A 20,741-nucleotide genomic window follows, 5' to 3' on the forward strand; every position below is an offset into this window, starting at 1 on the left:
GGTTTATTTTTGACAAGCTTTCTTTTACCTTTCAATTGAGGTTAAATACGAGCCTTCAACTACACGTTTAGAAGGGGGCACGTATGTCGAATTTCATGCAAGGCGCAGCGACGTTGGGCGGCTGTATCGGCATTTTCACGGTGGTGGTCGCGGTCGTGGAGATGCTGGCGAATTGAGCCCGCTGGGCTCGTGATCGGCTCACCCAGGCGCCCGCGCCTGCGGTATTGCCGGCCCTAAGCGGGCCGCCGTTTCGCGGCCGCCTGGTGAATCGCCGCCCGCACCCTCGGATACGTGCCGCAACGGCACACGATGTTGGACATCGCCGCATCGATGTCCGCATCGGTGGGATTGGGCTTTTCCTTGAGTAGCGCGCAGGCCGCCATCAGTTGCGCACTCTGGCAATAACCGCACTGCACCACGTCGAGATCGATCCACGCCGCTTTTAGCGCCTGCGCTTCGGCGCCCTGCACGCCTTCGATGGTCGTGATCTTCTGTGAGTGCAAGCTCGACATCGGCGTCTGGCAGGCAAGGCCCGCCTTGCCGTCCAGGTGGATCGTACACGCGCCGCAAATGCCCACGCCGCAGCCGAACTTGGTGCCGGTCATGCCGAGGTCGCAGCGCAGCACCCACAGGAGCGGCATATCCGGTTCGGCTTGCACGGCCACTGCCCGGCCGTTGATATTTAGCGATCCCATGCTTGTCTCCGTCAATCCAATGCGTTTCACGCGAGCCTCAACGGCAACGCGCGCAAGCGCTGGCCGGTCAGCGCGAACACTGCGTTGGCCACTGCCGGCGCGACCGGCGGCACGCCGAGTTCACCGACGCCTTGCGGGTGCATCTGGCTCGGCATGATGTCGGTTTCGATCACCGGACAATCGTTCATCCGCACGACTGGGAAATCGACGAAGTTCTTCTGCGTCACCACCCCGCCAACAATGGTGATTTCGTCCTGCAACGCAGTCGACAGGCCAAACACGATGCCGCTCTCCATCTGCTGACGAATCAAGTTTGGATTCACTGGCAGTCCGCAGTCGATCACGCAGACCACCCGATGCACGCGAATCTGCTTGTTCGGGCCGACCGATACCTCTGCCACCTGCGCGACGACACTGCCGAACGCTTCGTGCAGCGCAACGCCGCGTGCCCGCTTGATGCCGTCGGCGGCATGCGCCAGTGGATGTCCCCAATCCGATAAGGCTGCAACGCGCCTTAACACCGCCAGATGGCGCGGATGCCGCGCGAGCAGCGCCGCGCGAAATGCAATCGGGTCCTGGCCTGTGGCTACGGCGAGTTCGTCGGTAAAGCCCTCGGTGAAAAACGCCTGGTGCGAATGGCCAACCGACCGCCAGAATCCAACCGGTACGGGCAATTCGACGATCTTGTGCGCCACGCGCGCAGTGGGCCATTCGTAGGGCTGATCGAACGCGCCTTCGCAAGTGGTTTTGTCGATGGGAATGCGGGGCACGCCGTAGTAGCGCGCGAGCGCGTCCGGCACGATCGCCTGGCTTGCGGACGTGGCATGCCACGCGACCAGCTTGCCGTCTTTGTCGAAACCGGCCTTGAGCCGCGACACGCACGCCGGACGATAGAAATCGTGGGTGAAATCCTCCGCACGCGACCAGATTGTTTGTACCGGGCGGCCGCCACCCTCGCGCGCAATCGCCGCAGCTTGTGCGATGAAATCGAGTTCGAGACGGCGCCCGAAAGCACCGCCGAGCAGTTGCGTTTGCACGTCGACTTTGTCGGGGTCGATGTTCAGCACTTTCGCGACGTGCTGGCGCGCGAGGCCCGGCATTTGCGTCGAGACCCAGACGGTCGCCGCGCCGTCCGCGACCTGCACGGTGCAATTGACCGGCTCAACCGCGCCATGCGCGAGATACGGTGCGTGGTACTCGGCAGTGACGGTTCGCGCCGCGCCGCTCAGGGCAGCATCGACGTCGCCGCGATGGTAGTAAGCGTGGCCGTCACTGTCGTCCAGTGCCTGCGCGAGCTGAGTGTCCACGCCTGCGCTCGACAGATTTGCTGCAGCACCGTCATTCCACACCACGTTGACGGCGCTGACTGCGTTCATCGCGCGAAACGCGTTGTCCGCGATCACCGCGACCGCGCCGCTGCCGCCCGCGTAGGGCGCTAACGCGAAGGCTTTGATGAACCCCGGCATTTTCGTGGCAGGCGAGGCGTCGAAATACGCCACCGTACCGCCTAGCGTGGGGCACATCACCACGCTTGCGTAGATGAGACCGTCGGGTAGCGCGTCAATGCCGAAGCGCGCCGTGCCGTTGATTTTCGATGCGGCTTCGATGCGTCGCATCGGTTTGCCGATCAGTTTGAAGTCCGCGGGATCTTTCAGCGCGACCTTCCATGGCAGCGGTTGCCGTGCAGCCATCGTGGACAGTTCGCCGAAGCTCGCCTTGTGGTCCGATGCGTGCAGTACGTACCCGCCTTCCGTACGGCATTCGCCGGCCGGCACCGTCCATTGCGCAGCCGCGGCGCCGATCAGCATCGCACGCGCCGAGGCGCCGGCTTCACGCATCGGCGTCCATAGATCGTTCATGCTCGATGACCCGCCCGTCATCATCGTGCCGGCGTCGCGCACCAGTTTGCTTGTCATCCAGACCGTGGCGCGCTTGATTGTGCTGTCGTCGTCCGGACGAAACGGCAGATCGTCGACGACGTTCTGCACGCTGTTGTAGATCTTGTCGATCGGCGAGTTTTCCACTCGGACCTGCGACCAGTCGGCGTCCAGTTCCTCGGCCAGCAGCATGGCGAGGCCGGTGTGGATACCCTGCCCCATTTCCGCTTTGCACATCACGATCGTCACACTGTTGTCGGCGGAAATTTTGACCCAGCCGTTGAGTGCGACCTGATTGCCCTCCACCGGCAGCGCCGTGGAAGTGGTCAGGCGCTGCCCCGGCGGCAGCACCGACCAGCCGACCAGCAAAGCACCGAGCGCGCCGGCGCCGCCTAGCAGGAAGGTTCTGCGCTTTAGCATCGTATGACTCGATCAGCTTGCACGTTGGCGGGGAAGCTGTGAAAGCGCGGATTGGCGCGGGGGTTTGTTTCGTCGGAACAGTATTAAGACGTAAGAGTGGGCGGGGGACTGAAAACCAGGGTTTCAGCCTATCCGTGCGGCGCTAGCTGATGCCCTTAGCCAAAAGAGCGAGCGCATGCTTGTGTCAGTTTATTAAATGTTATTCGTCGCGTGGCGGCACGCTGCAGTGCAACTGGCTTGAGCGGCGGAAAAATGCGGAAGATGGCGGATTTTTGCTAACTGTGCAAGTCGCTAAATACATTTCTAAACAAATTGCCGTCCGCTCTCGCGCATGATCGAGGCAGAGCTAACGAGCCCTGCGGCCCCCCAGCAAAGCAGATCTGGATCTAGCCAAAGCGCAATCGCGAATTGAAAGAGGTTAAGCCATGAGCAACCAAACATTTTCCAGCTCTGGAACGCCATCGAAGACACCCCAGAACAGGCACAAAACATGATGCTTCGATCGGCCTTGATGATGGCGCTCAAGGACCATAGCATCCGTGCCGGAATGAGCCAGGCAGATGCTGCCAGGCATTTCTGCGTCACTCAGCCGTGTGTGTCCGACCTCATGCGCGGCAAGATCAATCTGTTCTCGCTCGATGCATTGATCAATATGGCGGTCGCGGCGGACATGCGCATCGAGAGTAAAGCTTGAACGCAGTCTTGTCCGTCAAAGCCACGTCGTTGCCACGATATGCCCGAGTGCTAAATACAGCTAAACGCCCCCGAATTCATCCGCCCTCCCGAATCATCTCAATCAACGCCCGCAGTCCCGCAGGTATATGACGTCGCCCAGGATAGTAAAGACACAGCCCGTCGAACGCCGGCGTCCAATCTTCCAGCACACGCTGCAGCGTGCCCGCTTCCAGATCCGCCGCCACGTTCCATTCGGTCATATACGCCAGTCCAAATCCCTCGCGGGCCGCCTCCATGATGAGCAACGGCTCATCGAGCGTCAGCATGCCCTGCACATCCACGCTGAAAGCCTCGCCGCGTCGCTCGAACTCCCAGTGATAAATACGCCCGCTCGGCATGCGCATCCGGATACAACGGTGTGCACGCAGATCGTCCGGTGTGCGCGGCTTCGGATTTTCCTCGAAATAGGCGGGACTCCCAACGACTGCAAAACGCTGCGGCCGGTTGAACGGCACCGCGATCATGTCCTGCGGAACAATCTCAGCCAACCGAATGCCGGCATCGAAGCCCTCCACCACGATGTCGATCACGCGCCCCTCGGTGACGAGATCCAACTTCATCTCCGGATAACGTCGTAGGTATTCCAGCAGCAAGGGCATCACCTGGCGCGCCGCGCCCGTCGATGTGTTGATGCGCAGCGTGCCAGCGGGCGTGTCGCGATAGCTGCCGGCCTGCTCGATGGCCACGCGGATGGTCGACAACGCCGGCGCCACACTGTCGACGAATTGCGCGCCCGCTTCGGACAACGACACGCTGCGTGTCGTCCGATTAAAGAGCCGCACGCCGATGCGCGCCTCCAACGCCGCAATCGCATGGCTCAGCGCCGATGTCGACACGCCAAGTTCCGTCGCCGCTGCGCGGAAGCTGCGATGGCGCGCCACCGCGAGCACGCCTTCCAGTTCGCTCAAACCGGGCGTCTTCATTATCCCATCCTACTCAACGAATCATCCTCGATTATATGGCTAGTCAGCTCAATCCATTGAGCCTATCTTTGAGGCAACAACTTCTTGGATAGGAGCTTTCATGCAGCAAATCGACAAGGTTTATATCGACGGCGCGTTCGTCACCCCGCACGGCGAGGAGTGGTTCGATCTTCACAACCCGGCTAAGGAAACGGTGATCGGCAAGGTGCGTCTGGCCGACGCGGAAGACGCGCGCCGCGCGATCGCAGCCGCCAAACGCGCCTTCCCGGCGTTTTCCCGCACCAGCAAGGAAGAGCGGATCGCGCTGCTCGATCGCATGCACGCCGCGGTTCAAGCGAGAGAAGACGACCTGCTCGAAGCAATCGTCGAGGAATACGGTGCGCCGGCGTCACGCGCGCGCTGGATGGCGAAATACCCAGCGGACGTGCTGGCGGAAGTTATCAAGGTCTTACAGACCTATGAGTTCACGCGACGCGCCGGCACGGCCGACGTCGTCATGCAACCGCTCGGCGTCGCCGGACTGATTACACCGTGGAATAGCAATGGCGGCTTTATCTGCGGGAAGCTGGCTGCGGCGATTGCAGCGGGCTGCACGGCCGTCATCAAGCCGAGTGAAATGAGCGCGATCCAGACACGCATCATCACCGAGGCACTGCACGAAGCCGGCTTGCCCGCGGGCGTGTTCAATATCGTCACGGGCCGAGGCGACACGGTGGGGGCGGAAATCAGCGCGCATCCGGACGTGGCGAAGATTTCATTCACCGGATCGACGGCTGTCGGCAAGACGATCCTGCGCACCGGCGCGGAGACATTGAAACGCGTCACGTTGGAGTTGGGCGGCAAATCGCCGGTGGTCATACTCGACGACGCCGATTTCGCGGAAGCGGTGCCGTTGGCGCTCCAGGCAGGGTTCATGAACAGCGGTCAGGCATGTATCGCCGGTACGCGGATTCTTGTGCCGCAGAGTCGCCTTACGGAATTCGAAGAGCGGGTGCGCTTTGAAGTCGCCCGCACGCAAGCCGGTGATCCGCGCGATCCGGCTACGCAAATCGGCCCGATGGTCAGCCGCAAGCAGTGGGAGCGCGTGCAGCGCTACATCGGCATCGGCATCGGCGAAGGCGCGCGATTGATTGCCGGTGGCGAGGGCCGACCGGAAGGACTGGAGCGCGGCTGGTTCGTGCGTCCGACCGTATTTAGCGGCGTCAGCAACGACATGACGATTGCCCGCGAGGAGATTTTTGGGCCGGTGCTGTCGATCATTGCGTATCGCGATACCGAGGAAGCGATCGCAATCGCCAATGACACAAGCTATGGGCTGCAAGCCTACGTCGTCTCGGCCGATGCGGTGCGGGCTCGCGCAGTCGCCACTCGTATCGACGCAGGGCGTGTACTGATCAACACGTTGGCACACGAGCCGGCCGCACCGTTCGGTGGCTTCAAGCAATCGGGCATCGGGCGGGAATATGGCACGTTCGGGTTGGAAGCCTTCATGGAGCCTAAGTCGTTACTCGGCGTGAACTGAAAACAGGGCCTTGCTGATTGACGGGCGCGTCTGATCGCTCAGCAGGCGGTGCGTCAGCATTTGCATGACGCACCGCCGGATGCCTCACCGCCGGTTCGATCCCGACACGACATCGATCCACACAGCCAGCACAAGAATGCTGCCCTTCACGATCATCTGCCAGTACGCGTCGACGTCGAGCATGGACATGCCGTTATCCAGGCTCGCCATCACCAGTGCGCCGATCAACGCACCGTAGACTGTCCCGGAGCCGCCGCGCATCGACGTCCCGCCGATAAAGCACGCGGCGATCGCGTCGAGCTCGCCCATCGATCCCGCCGACGGTGAGCCGGCCGCGAGCCGTGCTGTATTGACGATCCCGGCGAACGCGCACATCAGTCCCATCAGCGCGAAGATGGCCAGCTTCACGCGGTTGGTATTCACACCGGACAGCCGCGTCGCTTCCAGGTTGGAACCCACCGCATAGATGCGCCGCCCGAAAACGGTCTGCGTCGCGATCCACGTGAAAATACCGAGCAGCGCGAGCAGCAGCAGAACCGGCACGGGAATCCCGCCATAACGGTCGAGCGTGGCGACAAACGCGGCCAGAATCACGCCCGCCCCGACCACCTTTGCAACATCCTGCCAGATCGGCACCACTCGCAATTTGTAGCGCTCGCGATTGCTTCGTTGTCGCACGGTCAGAAAGGCCAGCACGACAAACAGCACGACGGCCAGCGTATCGCCCGCAAGACGCGGCAAATACCCCTGACCGACAAACACAAAACCATCGGAGACCGGCGCAATCGTCGAGCCGCCGGTGACACCGAGCAGAATGCCGCGATACGCCAGCATGCCACCCAGGCCGACAATAAACGAAGGTACACGCCGGTACGTCGACCACCAACCGTTGAACATGCCGACGAGCACACCGAGCAGCATCACCACGGGCACGGTGACGCCGATCGGCCAGTGCCGGTTGACGTCGAGAATCGCCGCGACACCGCCGAGCAAACCGAGCAACGACCCGACAGACAGATCGATCTCGCCCGCGATGATCACGAACACCATGCCGCACGCGAGCATGCCGGTAATCGACATCTGCCGCAGCAGATTCGACAGATTGCGTGGCGTCACAAACGCGCCGTGCGTCAGAAAGGAGAAGAAAATCCAGATCACGGCGACGGCGATCAGCAACGCAAGAATCTTGTAGCGTGCGAACAGTTGCTGAATGCGCTGCGGGCCGCCGAAGGCGCCTCGCTGTACGGCGCCGTCGGCGGGTTGGGAAGTGACGTCGGGAGTCATGCGGCACTCGCTGCGGTTGGGTTCGTGGATCGCTGCACAGGACGGATTGCGGCGCTGAGAATGTCCTCTTGCGTGAGGCCGTCGTTGACGAAATCGCCACGCAATTCGCCTTCGCCGATCACCAGCACGCGATCGCTGATGCCAAGCACTTCAGGCAATTCGGACGACACCATCACGATCGACATGCCGCGCTGTGCCAGCTGAAAAATCAGTTGGTAGATTTCGAACTTCGCGCCGACGTCGACACCTCGGGTCGGTTCGTCGAGAATCAGCACTTTCGGATCGGTCAACAGCATGCGCGTCAGCACAGCCTTCTGCTGATTGCCGCCCGACAAGCTCGCGATCGACAACATCGGATGCGCGGCACGCACTGAGAGTCGCTTCATCTCCGTGTTGATCGTGTCGAGTTCGGCGGCGGAATCGATCCGGCCGCCCTTAGCGAAGCGTTGCAACACAGCAAGCGTGATGTTGTGGCCGACACTCAGACCCGGCACGATGCCGTGGCGTTTGCGATCTTCCGGCACCATACCGATACCGGCGCGAATCGCGTCGACAGGCGCACGAATCTTCAATGGCTTGCCTTCCATGACCACGGTCGCCTCGCTCGCACCCGGATACGCGCCGAAAATCGCCTGCATCAACTCGGTGCGCCCTGCGCCGACCAAACCGGCAACGCCGAGAATCTCGCCGCGTCGCAACGCGAACGATACATCGTTCACCCGCTTGCGACGCGGATTGGCGACGTCGAAACAGGTCACGTTGCGCGCTTCGAAGATCACGTCGCCGATTGGATGCGGTTCACGCGGAAACAGGTTCCTGATCTCCCGGCCCACCATCAAGGAGATGATGCGATCGGTGGTGAGCGCGCGCATTGGCTCGGTCGCGACATGGCGGCCGTCGCGGATCACGCTGATCGTGTCGCACACGGCCGCGACTTCATCGAGCTTGTGCGAGATATACACGCAGGCGACACCACGCCGCTTCAGATCGCGCACGATATCCAGCAGAATGTGTATCTCCGTAGCGGTCAGCGACGACGATGGTTCATCGAGGATCAACAGTTTCGCGCGCTTGTTCAGCGCCTTCGCAATCTCGATTAGCTGCTGGTGACCGCCACCGAAGTTCATTACCGGCTGCGCCGAGTTGATGCCGCTTATGCCGAGTTCGCGCAGCAGTTCATCGGCGCGCTGATACATCGCGGCGTAATTCATCCGGCCGCCTGGCAGCGTGATTTCGTTGCCGAGAAAAATATTCTCCGCGACCGAGAGTTCCGGTACCAGCATCAACTCCTGGTGGATGATGATGATACCGGCGCGTTCGGTGTCGCGGATGCTCGCGGCCTTCAGCGGTTCGCCTTCCCAGATGATTTCGCCATCCCAGGTCCCATGGGGATAGACGCCGGACAGCACTTTCATCAGTGTCGATTTGCCCGCGCCATTTTCACCGCACAAGCCCACGCACTCTCCCGGCGACACCGTCAGGTCGATGCCGTCGAGCGCCTTGACGCCGGAAAACGCTTTGACGATGCCGCGCATCGTCAGTAATGGTTCGCTCATTCGCTATGCCTCGCTGCAAGGCGCGCGGTGGCGCCGGTGTGCCTGACGCATATCAGGCACACCGGCTTGAACCGCGCTCACGTTACGCTCATTGGCTCGCGAGCTGGGCCTGGGTGTAGAAGCCGTCCTTGACGACCGTATCGACATTGCTCTTGGTGAGCAACGTGGGTTGCAGGAGCACCGTATCGACCTTCTTCTTGCCGTTGTCGTACTGCGCGTTAAAGTCCGGCTTCTCGCCCCTTGCAAGCGCGACGGAGAGTTTCGCCGCTTCGCTTGCAATCAGCTTGAGCGGCTTATATACGGTCATCGTCTGCGTCCCAGCGATGACGCGTTTCACCGCAGCCAGATCAGCGTCTTGCCCCGACACCGGCACTTTTCCCGCCATGTGCTGCGCAGCGAGCGCCTGGATTGCGCCACCCGCGGTGCCGTCGTTCGAGGCGACGATTGCGTCGATCTTGTTGTTGTTCGCCGTGAGCGCGTCTTCGACGATGCGCAGCGCCGTCGAGGCACTCCACTCCGGCACCCACTGCTGACCGACGATCTTGATATCGCCCTTGTCTATCGCAGGCTTCAACACTTTGAGCTGGCCTTCGCGCAGCATCTTGGCGTTGTTGTCGGTCGGTGCGCCACCGAGCAGGAAGTAGTTGCCCTTCGGTTGTGCGTTATAGACACCTTGCGCTTGCAGTTCCCCGACCTTTTCGTTGTCGAACGAGATATACGCATCCACGTCGGCGTCGAGAATCAGACGGTCATACGAGACGACCTTGATGCCCGCTTTCTTGGCTTCGGCGACCACATTGCCGAGCGTCTTCGAATTGAACGGCACGATCACGATCACATCGACGCCGCGCGAGATCAGGTTTTCGATCTGCGAAATCTGACGCTCTTCGCTCGCATCGGCGGATTGAACCGACACTTTGGCACCAAGTTTTTCTGCGGCTGCAACGAAATAGTCACGATCGCGCGACCAGCGCTCGACACGCAGATCGTCGATACAGAAACCAATTTCCGGATGCTCTTTGCTCGCATGTGCGAGGGGTGCCATAAGCGACAGGCTGGCGAGCACCGCTCCACATACCAGCGAACTCAGTACGGTACGACGCGTTGCGAATTTCATGTCTCACTCCTTGTTCTGATAGCCGGAATACCGGATTGGACGGTCTGTGCTGCGAGCCACAGAACCGGACAAGCGACAAGCCAAAGCTTTTCTATTCGCGCGGTCAGCGTGGCCGCGCGATCTTTTTATGTCTTACTGAGTGCCCTGTTTCGGCGTTACTGAGCGTTATTACTGGACGTTATTGCGTGACTGCCTTTTAGCGCCTGCTATAAATCGCCTGATTCACAACGTTTTCCAACTGCTCCTGCCGGCCGCTCGCATGTTGCGGATTCAAGCCACGTGTCAACGCATCCGTGGCCAGCGTCGAGAGCGAAAAGTCGCCCGTCAGGATCTTGCGCCCGAACTCCGACTCCCAACCCGCGTAGCGCTGACGTTTGAACTGTTCGAGACGGTCGTTTTCGAGCAGCGTCGCGGCGCGTTCAACGGCGAGCGCCAGGTTATCGATTGCACCGATGTGGCCGAAGAACAGATCCTCCGCGTCGACACTCTGTCGCCGTACCTTCGCGTCGAAGTTCATGCCGCCCGTCGTGAAGCCGCCGTGCTTGAGAATTTCGTAGAAGGCCAGCGTCAGTTCTTCGACGCTGTTCGGAAACTGGTCCGTATCCCAGCCGTTTTGTTGATCGCCGCGATTCGCGTCGACGCTGCCGAAAATACCCAGCGCATAGGCGGTGGCGATCTCGTGATGAAACGAGTGGCCGGCAAGCGTCGCGTGATTGGCCTCGATGTTCACGCGAATCTCTTTCTCCAGCCCGTGTTGCAGCAGGAAGCCGTGAACGGTCGCCACGTCGTAGTCGTATTGATGCTTGGTCGGCTCCTGGGGCTTCGGCTCGATCAGCAATGCGCCTTTGAAGCCGATCTTGTGCTTGTGCTCGACCACCATGTGCAGGAAGCGGGCGATCTGATCACGTTCGCGCACGAGGTCGGTATTGAGCAGCGTATCGTAGCCCTCGCGGCCGCCCCACAACACATAATTCTCACCGCCGAGCCGATGCGTCGCGTCGAGCGCGTGACGAACCTGAGTCGCAGCAAACGCGAAAATCTCCGGATCGGGACTGGTCGCCGCGCCTGATGCGTAACGCGGATGTGAGAACAGGTTGGCGGTGCCCCACAGCAGTTTGATGCCCGTGTCCTGCTGCTTGCGTCCCAGATAGTCAGCGATGCGCGTGAAGTTCTCGCTATAGGACTTCAGGCCGTCGCCTTCCGGCGCGACATCCGTATCGTGAAACGTGTAGTACGGTGTGCCGAGCTTCGAGAAAAACTCGAATGCCGAATCGGCCTTTTCCTGCGCCCGCTCCATGGCGTCGCCAGCTTGCTGCCAGGGACGCCGAAACGTCCCCTGCCCGAAGATATCGACGCCAGGCCAGACAAACGTATGCCAGTAGCACACGGCAATGCGCAGATGTTCTTCGAGTGTCTTGCCAAGTACTCGTTTACTCTTGTCGTAGTGACGATACGCAAGCGGGTTGTCCGATTGCGGGCCTTCGTAGCGGATCTCGGGAATGTGTTCGAAATAGGACATCAGCGTCTCCGGTTTTATGCTGCACTGCAACCCGAGCGGCATCGCCGCGCCGGTCGACAAGGTGACGCCATGCTGACGCTTGCAGGAACCGTCGGCAATTGCGAAATTGCGCAGCGCGCTTGATGTTTCTTACCGCCCCTGCGTTTGTTTCACACCGCCGCGATCTTCGCGGCCTAGAATAACCAGACGCTTAAAAACGGTGCGGCCTTCGAAGCGCACTCAACAGGAGACGAAGGCGCCGCGAGTCCCGACGATCCGCGCGCCGCCCACTGCCATGACCCGCCCGCAAACACCACAGACGACCCATCGGATCGCACTGCTGTTCAACGCGAACAAGGTGTACGACCGCGAGATCATCACCGGCATCGGCAATTACCTGCTGTCGACGCGCGTGGCATGGGATCTCTTCCTCGAAGAAGATTTCCGCTGCCGGTTGACAGGTATCGAGCGCTTCGACGGCGACGGCATCATCGCGGATTTCGACGATCCCGCTGTGGGCGAAGCGCTGCGCGATTGTCCGTTGCCGGTGGTGGCGGTCGGTTCATCGTTCGAAGACCCGGCGCACTACCCCCCGGACTTACCCTATATCGCGACCGACAACGCCAAGCTCGTTTCGCTTGCTTACACGCATCTGATCGGCGCAGGTCTCGAACACTTCGCGTTGTATAGCCTTCCTCAGGCGCAAGAGAATCGCTGGGCGCAGCAACGTGAGTTGGCATTCGCTCACCTGCGCAGCGCGGACGGCCATAGCGCCGAGCAGATCGGCACAGAGATCTATCGCGGCCTGTCGACCAGCGCGCCATCGTGGAATCAGGCAACCGAGCAACTCACCGCGTGGCTCAGCCAATTGCCGAAGCCTGTCGGCATCATCGCCGTCACCGACGCCCGCGCGCGGCACCTGCTGCAGGCCTGTTTGATTGCAGGTATTCCAGTACCCGAAGAGGTGGCGATCATCGGTATCGACAACGATCCGCTCACGCGGACGTTGACCCGCATTCCGCTTTCCTCCGTGATTCAGGGCACCGAAGAGATGGGCCGCACCGCCGCTCACTTGCTGCACCAGATGCTGCACGGTGCTCGCTTTCCGGGGCGGCGCATTCTCGTGCCGCCCGTTGGCATCAATGTGCTCGAATCGACGAAACACCAGCCGCTCGCGAGTCCGTATGTGATGCGCGCGCGGCACTTCATCCGCCAGTACGCGTGCCAGGGCATTCGAACCGAACAGGTTGCCGATTATGTGGGCGTGTCGCGTTCGTCGCTCGAAGAGTACTTCCGGCGCGAACGGCAATGCACCGTGCATCAGGAAATCCTGCGCCATAAACTCGATGTCGCAAAAGCGCTGCTTGCGAAGCGCGATGCGTCGAGCGCCGAGGTGGCGATCCGTTGCGGCTTCACGTCGCTGCAATACATGTACGCGGTATTTCGCCGTGAACTCGGCTGTACACCACGCGAATACCAGGACCGTGTGAATTCGACGGCAGCACCGGGCTGAGCATGCCTTTCATCTTCTATCTCCACCGACGACATGATCAGCATTGCACCTCTTTCTTCTGAACCATGGGGCACCCTGCCCGGCGGCGATCCAGTGCGGCTCTTCACGCTGCGCAATGCGCACGGCATGAAAGTCGCCATCAGCGACCTGGGCGCGACACTGGTCTCGTGGCACGCGCCAGACCGCACGGGTCGTCTTGGCGACATCCTGCTCGGCCACGACACGCCCGCCGAGTATGTTGCGGCCACCACCTACATGGGCGGATTGATCGGCCGGTGGGCAAACCGCATTGCCGATGCGCGCTTCACGCTCGACGGCATTGAGTACACACTCGATCGCAACGAAGGCGAGAATTTACTGCATGGCGGCACGCAGGGTTTTCACCGCGCGCTGTGGGATGTGAGCGAAGACAACGGCGCGTTGGTCATGCGTCTCGAATCACCCGAAGGCGACGCCGGTTTTCCAGGCAACGTCACGGTGCAAGTGCGCTACACGCTCCAGGACGACGGCACGTTGACGATCGCCTATGAAGCGATCACCGACGCAGCGACACCGCTCAATCTGACGAGCCATCCCTACTTCAACCTGACGGGTCGGCGGGATAGCGACATTCGCGGACATGTGCTGTCGATCGATGCTGACCGGTTCTTCGAAGTCGATGCGTCGATGATTCCTTGCGAGCTTGCCGAAGTGGCGGGCAATGCGTTCGACTTCCGGCAGAGCGCGCCGATCGGCGCGCGGCTCGATTGGCCGCATGCGCAGCTTGCGAGGGCCGGTGGCTTCGATCACTGCTACGTGCTGCGTGACGCGCCGGATGCCACGATGGCCGGACGCGGGCCGCAGGTGCGCCCGGTGGCGTGCGCGTACGACCCCGGCAGCGGACGCGAGCTCACTGTCTCGACCGATCAGCACGGCCTACAGTTCTACACGGGCAATTCGCTGAATGGCGACACGGGACGCGGCGGCATCGCCTACGCGCCGCACGCCGGACTGTGTCTCGAAGCGGGCGGCTTTCCGAACCAGGTCAATATGGGTGAGCAGGAGCAGGTTATCGTGCGGCCCGGCAACGCATACCGGCAGGTGACGGCGTATCGAGTCGGTGTACGTTCTGGAGTCTGAAACAATCGGTCATATCTTACGAAGAGCATTACATAACGCCGACTTATCGTTTGCTGCAAGACTGAATTACCCGTTTAGGGGTTTGCCCTGGACCACCCGCTTCCTAGAATCCCTCCATAGGTCGCCGAACACATGTTGCGGCGCCGGATAAAACCATTCCCGGAGGGACGCATCATGAAATCACTGATCAAAGCAGTCGCACTGGTCATAGCCATCGCAGCCCCAGTGGCTTCATTTGCACAGTCCGAACAACCGTTGACGCGCGCGGAGGTGAGGGCGCAACTGATCCAGATTGAGCAGGCTGGCTACAACCCCGCTGTGGCAACTGACTCTACCTACCCCGCCGACATTCAGGCCGCTGAAGCGCGCGTAGCCGCACAGCATGACACCACTGGCTACGGTTCTTCGGCCAACGGGTCGTCGCAAACCGGCACTACCGCACCGGTCGCGAATCCTGCTCAACCCATGCCGATGGACAACAGTCAGTAAAAACGCTGTTGCTGTCTGTCATTGCGCAATTGGATGCGAGCCATGCTTGAAGCATGCGCTCGCATTGATGCGTTTCACTATGCAAGCCAATGACGGCACCGTGTAAGAAAATCCTTTGACGAAAATAATGGCTCATATATCCTAGGGCGGCAGTTTGGTGGTTCTCGCAGTGCGGTCGGTCTGCATCAGCGAGGACTTCTACTCAACGTCGCTTCGGGTTCCATCGTGAAAGTCCGTGGTCCATTGGTGAGATATCAGCCTGGTCGGGAAAGAACTTTCCTGTCCGGCTGTTCGAACGCTCATCAGGGGAGCAACTGCGCTTCGCCATCCCGCCCCCTGTCCATCGATACCGTGTTGTCGCGGCGCTCCGTCCGTCGGCACAACGTCATTGCAGCCCCCACAGCCATTGGGGTGCGAACTGACGAAATCGCGTCGCTTCTGCCCTAGCCCCCCTCTCATTTTGCGAGCATGTATTGCATGTGGTTGAGCCGCTTATTTAGCGGTCGAACGCCTGCAATGCGTTTGTCCGTCCGCGCTTTGCAAGTTGTCTTGCTAGCGTTGGCCGGCTTATAGCGCTCGCCCATCTACGTCCCATTTAGCTCTGCTGTGCGCTTGCGCCGCGGCAGGCGGCGTCGCGTCCTTTTTACGTCCGCATTCGTGCGTGACATACGGACGTGCGGGTCGTCACGCTCGTGCATCTGTGCCTGCGCTGCGGCGAAAACTGAAGATAGAAGTCAAGGAGATAGTCGAATGAAAATCCGTCCTGCCAAGCTTCTCTCGCTCACCGGCACGATGCTGTGCTCGCTGACTGTGCTAACCGCCATGAACGCTGCACGCGCAGCGGACACCACGATCAACGTCTATAACTGGTCGGACTACATCGCCAAAGACACGATTTCGGGCTTCGAAAAGCAATCCGGCATCACCGTGAAATACGACAGTTACGATAGCGACGACACGCTGCAGGCCAAACTGCTTGCGGGCAGCTCCGGATATGACATCGTTGTGCCCACATCGAGTTATATGGCGCGCCAGATCGAAGCCGGTGTGTATCAGAAGATCGACAAATCGAAAATGCCGAACCTCGCTAATCTCGATCCGGGTTTGATGAAGCTGATTGCCGATGCGGACCCCGGCAATCAATACGGCGTGCCCTGGGCGTGGGGTACGGATGGTGTCGGCTATAACGTTCAGGCCGTGACGAAAGCGCTGGGCGCGGATGCGCCTGTCGATAGCTGGTCGCTGGTGTTCGACCCGGCGAATCTCTCGAAGCTGAAAAGCTGCGGCGTGTCTTTCCTCGATGCAGCCGCGGATGTTTTCCCGGCCGCGCTTCAGTACATGCACAAGGACCCTAACAGCACCAATCCCGGCGACTACCAGGCCGCCTATGAAATGTTGAAGAAAGTGCGGCCGTATATCACGCAGTTCAATTCTTCTGGCTATATCAACGATCTGGCGAACAACGATATCTGCGTGGCGTTGGGCTATTCGGGCGACGTGGGGATCGCACGACGACGCGCAGCGGAAGCGAAGCGTTCGTATGAAGTGCGTTTCTCGAACATCAAGGACGCTGGCCTGCTTTGGATGGACGTGATGGCGATTCCGAAAGATGCCCCGCATCCGGAAGCGGCGATGAAGTGGATGAACTACATCGAAGATCCGAAGGTGAGTGCGGCGATTACTAACGAAGTGTTCTATCCGACCGCGAATCGGGCGGCTCGGCAGTTTGTGATGCCGGCGATTGAGCAGGATGCGAATGTTTATCCGCCTGAGGCTGTGCTGAACAAGATGACGTTGATGCGGCCGCAGCCCGCGCCGATCATGCGGCTTGAGAACCGGCTGTGGGCGCAGTTGAAGTCGGGGAGTTGATTTGTAGTTTAGTTTTAATGTTGTTGGGTGGCTTCAGGTGAGTCCTTTCGAGCGTAGCGCATGCAGTGGGTGTGTGCGCTACGTCCTTTTTGAAGCTTTGATTTTTAACTCTGTTTGTATTCGAGCCATTATGAGTATCTTGAACATCGTAGATTTCTCGCAGCCTGCCAAAGAAAGTGTTGAGTACATGCCGAAGGCGGAAGCCGTGCTTGCCGGCGATCCTTTGCAAGCGGTGCACACGCACTTTTCCAGTCCGTGTGGACAGCTCGCGGCTGGGGTTTGGGAGGGAGCTCGCGGTCGATGGACGGTTAACTTCACCGAGAGTGAGTATTGCGAGATTCTTGAGGGCGTGTCCGTGATTCGGGATGCGGATGGGACCGCGAAGACGGTGCGGGCCGGGGATCGGTTTCTGATTCCGGCGGGGTTTAAGGGAACGTGGGAAGTGGTTGAGCCATGTAAGAAGATTTTTGTTTCGGTGGAATTCAAGGGGTAGGTTGCGGCGGTAGTGCGTTTGCGGTGATCAAGCCCGTGAGGCGCATCATCGACCTGCCAACGCATGGTGCGCCAAAGCGCGACTCGGACCGCCGCGCCTTCAGGCGCCATCGCTGTCGCCATCGATTCGTGCCATCGGCAGCGCAGCGCCACGGTGCCTGCCCCGGTAACGCGCATGCGGTGCACCGCATGCGCGGGTAAAGAATCGTGTGAACGCGGTCGTCGACGCGAAGCCGACACGTTCGCTGATCTCGCTGATCGGCATCGGCGTGTGTGCGAGCAGTGTCCTCGCTTCGTCGATACGCGTCTGCGTCAGCACTTCGCTGAACGTTTTCCGTTCGGCCGCCAGCTTTCGTTGCAACGTCCAGCGCGTCAGCGCGAGCCGTTCACAGACGAGCGCCTGGAGGCTTTTCGACTCGATCGCATCCGCATGTTCGCGAAGCACATCGCGCAGACACCGCTTGACCGTGGGGGAAAACTGCCCCTGCTCGCGGATGCGCTGCAGCATGTCATGCGCGGCATGTAAGTGGATCTTCGAGAGCGGCGCATTGTAGACCTCGAACGCACGATCCAGTGCCGATGACTGCAGCACCATACGATTCCGCGTCTGATCGAGTTGGACCCTCCCGCCGAATGCGTCGCCCAGCGCTAGTGCCGCGCCCATCCGTGCGTCGGTGATACCTGCTTCACGCACACGCAGTCGCGCATCGTAAAGCCTTGCGACACTCGCGAGCAGCGCGAAATTGCCCAGCGCGCTCGAGGCACTTCGTCCGTCACCCTCTAGTACATACTCGAACGCGACTTCATCGCCTTGCTCGTGCATGACGAGCCAGTCAACATTGCCGATCAGATCGCGGTACGCGACATATTTACGTAATGCATCGCGCAGCGTCGGGCTATTGCAGACGACGCCCGCGAGCTCTGGAAAAGCCAATAGATAGAGCAACACATCACCCTCGGGTGGGGCGCCACGCGACATGCAGGTTTCCGCCAGCTTGAGCATCACGACGTGCTTGTCGCCAGAGACACGCGCATCCGATGCAGCAATATCGGCTTCGTCGATGCCGATATTGCGAATGATCTTTGCTCGATCGAGACCCTGACGCTCCGCTGCGTCGAGCATCAGCCGATAGAGCCGTCCTGATACGGATTTCTGGCGCAAATCCACACTGCCTCCTTTGATTGAACCCTGTCTGCGGGTTTTCCTGAGCCGCCATCGGTCAATCGCTGCACCCGTCGGTCAAGCGCGTTCTGGGCGCATCCCTAGAATTTCTTACGGCGCGTTTCAGTCACGCGAAGTATGAATCACATCACACAGAACGACAAAACGGAGCGAGATGATGAGAATGAAGTTGGCGATTCCCTTTGCGGCAACCGCATCGGGACCGGTCGGTGCGGCGTCGCGCTAGTAGTCACTGCCTGTGGCAATGGCAGCGACATCAATTCCGACCCCGCACCGACCGGTCCCGATGCGATTGCCGATTCGCGAGCCGCCGCCCTCGTCGCGCAGATGACGACGGCCGAAAAGATCCAGCTCGTCCACGGCGTGGGCATACCGAACGCCGGACTCGGCGGTCCGTATCCAGCCGGCGTCAACGGGGCCGGCTATATCCCTGGCATTTCGCGACTCGGCATTCCAGGCCTTGCAATGGCCGACTCGGCCGGCGGGGTCAATGTCGCCAACTCGAATGCGACCGCCCTGCCGGCACCGGTGGCGCTCGCTGCGAGCTGGGACCCCACGCTGGCCAATGCGTATGGAGCCCGCATCGCCACCGAGCTGCGCGTACTCGGCTATGGCGAAGGCCTTGGCGGCGGCGTCAATCTCACGCGCGAGCCGCGCGATGGCCGCACCTTCGAGTACATGGGCGAAGACCCCGTCCTGACCGGCACGATGAGCGCCGCGCGCACGATCGGTACACAGGCGCAAAAGGTCATTGCGACCATCAAGCACTACGCGATGAACGATCAGGAAACGAACCGGATGACGAGCAACTCGGTCGTCGACGAACGCACGATGCGCGAGACCGAACTGCTGGCGTTCGAACTCGGCGTCACCCAAGGTACGCCAGGCAACGTGATGTGTTCGTACAACCTCGTGAACGGCGTATATGCATGCGAAAACCCGTATCTGCTGACCTCGGTTCTCAAGAACGAGTGGGGATTCAAAGGCGTGGTTCAGTCCGACTGGACCGCAACCCATAGTACGGTCGCGTCGGCACTGGCCGGTCTGGATGAAGAAGAGCCCGGTGATATCGGCGGCGGCGCGTCGATTCCTGGCTTTACGATCACGTCGTACTTCAACACAGCGCTCGCGAACGCCGTCAGCGCCGGCAGCGTGCCGATGTCACGACTCAACGACATGGTTCAGCGCAAGCTTCGCACGATGATTCGCTGGGGCGTGTTCGATTCGCCGCCGACAACGGGTGGAACCGTCGATCAGAGCGCGGGCAACGCGCTTGCGCTGCAGGTCGCGCAGCAATCGTCGGTGTTGCTCAAGAACGCCGTGGCAAGCGGCGATACGCAACCTGTGCTGCCGCTGAGCGCAGCGGGGCTCTCGTCGATTGTCGTGATCGGCGGTCATGCCGATGCCGGCGTACTCTCGGGTGGCGGTTCGGGCGCCGTGCCGGCCGCCGCGGGCAACGCGGTATCCGGCTGCGTGTCGGCATCCCCTCTGCTGAGCACCTGCGCGACGTGGTACAAGTCTGCCCCCTGGTTGCGATCGAGGCCAAGGCCCCCAATGCGACCGTGACGTTTCTTGACGGCACGAACGCGACGGCTGCGGCGACTGCCGCCGCAAAGGCGGACGTGGCGATCATCTTTGCAACGCAATGGGAAAGCGAGGGTACGGATCTGGCGAGCCTGAGCCTGCCAAGCAACACGACCGACAGCTTTAACCAGAGCTACGATCAGAACGCGCTGATTACCGCGGTCGCGGCGCAAGCCAAGCGCGTGATTGTCGTGCTCGAGAACGGCAGCCCGGTCCTGATGCCTTGGCTCGGCAACGTGCACGGCGTGCTCGAATCGTGGTATCCGGGCGTCCAGGGCGGACAGGCGATTGCCGATCTGCTATTCGGTGACGTGAACCCGTCTGGCAAATTACCGATCACATTCCCGGTACAAGACTCCGACCTTCCACAGCAAACGATCTCGGCAACCGATACCACCGTCACCTATAGCGAAGGGTTATTGATGGGTTATCGCTGGTACGACGGCAAGCAGATCGCGCCGTTGTTTCCGTTCGGGTACGGCTTGTCCTATACGAACTATGCCTACTCGGGACTCAACGCACAGGCGGATGCCAGCGGCAATGTGACCGTGACCTTTACCGTCAGGAACACCGGCTCGCGTGCAGGCTCGGAAATCGCCGAAGTCTATGCCGCGCTGCCGAGCGGCCTGGGCGAACCGCCCAAACGCCTCGTCGGCTGGCAAAAGGTCGCACTGCAACCGGGGCAGTCTCAGCAAGTCAGCGTATCAATTGCGCCGAAACTGCTGTCGACGTGGGACGCCACCAACCACGTCTGGAAGCTTAACAACGGCGCGTATCAGCTCATCGCGGGGGCGTCTTCACGCGACCCTAACGCGTTGACCGCCTCGGTCACAATCGCGGGGCATTGACCGCACTGCTCAGGCCG

The 20,741-nt window shown here is 60.7% G+C and carries 15 protein-coding genes and 1 pseudogene; 8 read left to right on the forward strand and 8 right to left on the reverse strand.

The window, feature by feature from the left end; all coding sequences use genetic code 11:
* Positions 1-233: 233 nt before the first annotated feature.
* The gene (locus tag GNZ12_RS00185) at positions 234-695 is read right to left on the reverse strand and encodes a (2Fe-2S)-binding protein (protein ID WP_172308461.1); all 462 of its coding nucleotides are present in this window, start codon (positions 693-695) and stop codon (positions 234-236) included.
* Between the two features lie 26 nt (positions 696-721).
* A complete protein-coding gene (locus GNZ12_RS00190; protein WP_172308462.1) occupies positions 722-2,992 on the reverse strand; it encodes a xanthine dehydrogenase family protein molybdopterin-binding subunit in 2,271 nt (756 codons plus the stop codon).
* Between the two features lie 511 nt (positions 2,993-3,503).
* Between GNZ12_RS00190 and GNZ12_RS00195 the strand changes: the two genes are divergently transcribed.
* Entirely contained in the window at positions 3,504-3,686 is a 183-nt protein-coding gene (locus tag GNZ12_RS00195) for a helix-turn-helix domain-containing protein (RefSeq protein ID WP_235993476.1), read from the forward strand.
* A gap of 76 nt (positions 3,687-3,762) precedes the next feature.
* Here GNZ12_RS00195 and GNZ12_RS00200 read toward each other — a convergent pair whose 3' ends face one another.
* Positions 3,763-4,650 (reverse strand): LysR family transcriptional regulator, encoded by an 888-nt coding sequence (locus GNZ12_RS00200; protein WP_172308464.1) that lies wholly within the window; start codon positions 4,648-4,650, stop codon positions 3,763-3,765.
* 100 nt (positions 4,651-4,750) lie between these two features.
* Between GNZ12_RS00200 and GNZ12_RS00205 the strand changes: the two genes are divergently transcribed.
* Positions 4,751-6,172, forward strand: coding sequence for an aldehyde dehydrogenase family protein (locus tag GNZ12_RS00205; RefSeq protein WP_172308465.1), 1,422 nt, complete (start codon positions 4,751-4,753; stop codon positions 6,170-6,172).
* A gap of 84 nt (positions 6,173-6,256) precedes the next feature.
* On the opposite strand, the gene GNZ12_RS00210 is transcribed toward GNZ12_RS00205, so the two are convergent.
* From GNZ12_RS00210 to xylA, 4 genes are all read right to left on the reverse strand, one after another.
* Positions 6,257-7,456, reverse strand: a complete 1,200-nt coding sequence (locus GNZ12_RS00210) for a sugar ABC transporter permease (protein ID WP_172308466.1) — start codon at positions 7,454-7,456, stop codon at positions 6,257-6,259.
* The gene (gene xylG / locus GNZ12_RS00215; RefSeq protein WP_172308467.1) at positions 7,453-9,012 is read right to left on the reverse strand and encodes a D-xylose ABC transporter ATP-binding protein; all 1,560 of its coding nucleotides are present in this window, start codon (positions 9,010-9,012) and stop codon (positions 7,453-7,455) included. The genes GNZ12_RS00210 and xylG overlap by 4 nt, the downstream gene beginning before the upstream one ends.
* Positions 9,013-9,100: 88 nt before the next feature.
* Complete coding sequence (xylF, locus tag GNZ12_RS00220; protein ID WP_120306070.1) at positions 9,101-10,129, reverse strand: D-xylose ABC transporter substrate-binding protein; 1,029 nt, start codon at positions 10,127-10,129, stop codon at positions 9,101-9,103.
* 196 nt (positions 10,130-10,325) lie between these two features.
* Positions 10,326-11,648: a xylose isomerase gene (gene xylA / locus GNZ12_RS00225; protein WP_172308468.1), complete on the reverse strand. Its 1,323-nt coding sequence runs from the start codon at positions 11,646-11,648 to the stop codon at positions 10,326-10,328.
* Positions 11,649-11,922: 274 nt separating this feature from the next.
* On the opposite strand from xylA, the gene GNZ12_RS00230 reads away from it, so the two are divergent.
* From GNZ12_RS00230 to GNZ12_RS00250, 5 genes are all read left to right on the forward strand, one after another.
* Positions 11,923-13,140: a XylR family transcriptional regulator gene (locus GNZ12_RS00230; protein WP_172308469.1), complete on the forward strand. Its 1,218-nt coding sequence runs from the start codon at positions 11,923-11,925 to the stop codon at positions 13,138-13,140.
* A 33-nt stretch (positions 13,141-13,173) separates the two neighbouring features.
* Complete coding sequence (locus tag GNZ12_RS00235; protein ID WP_172308470.1) at positions 13,174-14,259, forward strand: aldose epimerase family protein; 1,086 nt, start codon at positions 13,174-13,176, stop codon at positions 14,257-14,259.
* 174 nt (positions 14,260-14,433) lie between these two features.
* Entirely contained in the window at positions 14,434-14,748 is a 315-nt protein-coding gene (locus GNZ12_RS00240; RefSeq protein WP_120306073.1) for a DUF4148 domain-containing protein, read from the forward strand.
* Positions 14,749-15,540: 792 nt separating this feature from the next.
* The gene (locus tag GNZ12_RS00245; protein ID WP_235993488.1) at positions 15,541-16,617 is read left to right on the forward strand and encodes a polyamine ABC transporter substrate-binding protein; all 1,077 of its coding nucleotides are present in this window, start codon (positions 15,541-15,543) and stop codon (positions 16,615-16,617) included.
* A 73-nt stretch (positions 16,618-16,690) separates the two neighbouring features.
* The gene (locus GNZ12_RS00250) at positions 16,691-17,110 is read left to right on the forward strand and encodes a cupin domain-containing protein (RefSeq protein ID WP_328805912.1); all 420 of its coding nucleotides are present in this window, start codon (positions 16,691-16,693) and stop codon (positions 17,108-17,110) included.
* 99 nt (positions 17,111-17,209) lie between these two features.
* Here the strand turns inward: GNZ12_RS00250 and GNZ12_RS00255 are convergent, their stop codons facing one another.
* Positions 17,210-18,277 (reverse strand): helix-turn-helix transcriptional regulator, encoded by a 1,068-nt coding sequence (locus GNZ12_RS00255; protein ID WP_172308472.1) that lies wholly within the window; start codon positions 18,275-18,277, stop codon positions 17,210-17,212.
* A 132-nt stretch (positions 18,278-18,409) separates the two neighbouring features.
* Here GNZ12_RS00255 and GNZ12_RS45215 point away from each other — a divergent pair.
* Positions 18,410-20,724: pseudogene (locus GNZ12_RS45215) on the forward strand (beta-glucosidase).
* Positions 20,725-20,741: the final 17 nt, after the last annotated feature.

The organism is Paraburkholderia solitsugae (assembly GCF_013177695.1).
Lineage (GTDB): Bacteria > Pseudomonadota > Gammaproteobacteria > Burkholderiales > Burkholderiaceae > Paraburkholderia > Paraburkholderia solitsugae.

Excerpts from the sequence above, each read along its gene's own strand:
- GNZ12_RS00210 (WP_172308466.1), bottom strand. The coding sequence starts at position 7,456 with ATGACTCCCGACGTCACTTCCCAACCCGCCGACGGCGCCGTACAGCGA.
- GNZ12_RS00205 (WP_172308465.1), top strand. The coding sequence starts at position 4,751 with ATGCAGCAAATCGACAAGGTTTATATCGACGGCGCGTTCGTCACCCCG.
- GNZ12_RS00235 (WP_172308470.1), top strand. The coding sequence starts at position 13,174 with ATGATCAGCATTGCACCTCTTTCTTCTGAACCATGGGGCACCCTGCCC.
- xylG (WP_172308467.1), bottom strand. The coding sequence starts at position 9,012 with ATGAGCGAACCATTACTGACGATGCGCGGCATCGTCAAAGCGTTTTCC.
- xylA (WP_172308468.1), bottom strand. The coding sequence starts at position 11,648 with ATGTCCTATTTCGAACACATTCCCGAGATCCGCTACGAAGGCCCGCAA.
- GNZ12_RS00245 (WP_235993488.1), top strand. The coding sequence starts at position 15,541 with ATGCTGTGCTCGCTGACTGTGCTAACCGCCATGAACGCTGCACGCGCA.
- GNZ12_RS00240 (WP_120306073.1), top strand. The coding sequence starts at position 14,434 with ATGAAATCACTGATCAAAGCAGTCGCACTGGTCATAGCCATCGCAGCC.
- GNZ12_RS00195 (WP_235993476.1), top strand. The coding sequence starts at position 3,504 with ATGATGGCGCTCAAGGACCATAGCATCCGTGCCGGAATGAGCCAGGCA.
- GNZ12_RS00190 (WP_172308462.1), bottom strand. The coding sequence starts at position 2,992 with ATGCTAAAGCGCAGAACCTTCCTGCTAGGCGGCGCCGGCGCGCTCGGT.
- xylF (WP_120306070.1), bottom strand. The coding sequence starts at position 10,129 with ATGAAATTCGCAACGCGTCGTACCGTACTGAGTTCGCTGGTATGTGGA.
- GNZ12_RS00185 (WP_172308461.1), bottom strand. The coding sequence starts at position 695 with ATGGGATCGCTAAATATCAACGGCCGGGCAGTGGCCGTGCAAGCCGAA.
- GNZ12_RS00230 (WP_172308469.1), top strand. The coding sequence starts at position 11,923 with ATGACCCGCCCGCAAACACCACAGACGACCCATCGGATCGCACTGCTG.
- GNZ12_RS00200 (WP_172308464.1), bottom strand. The coding sequence starts at position 4,650 with ATGAAGACGCCCGGTTTGAGCGAACTGGAAGGCGTGCTCGCGGTGGCG.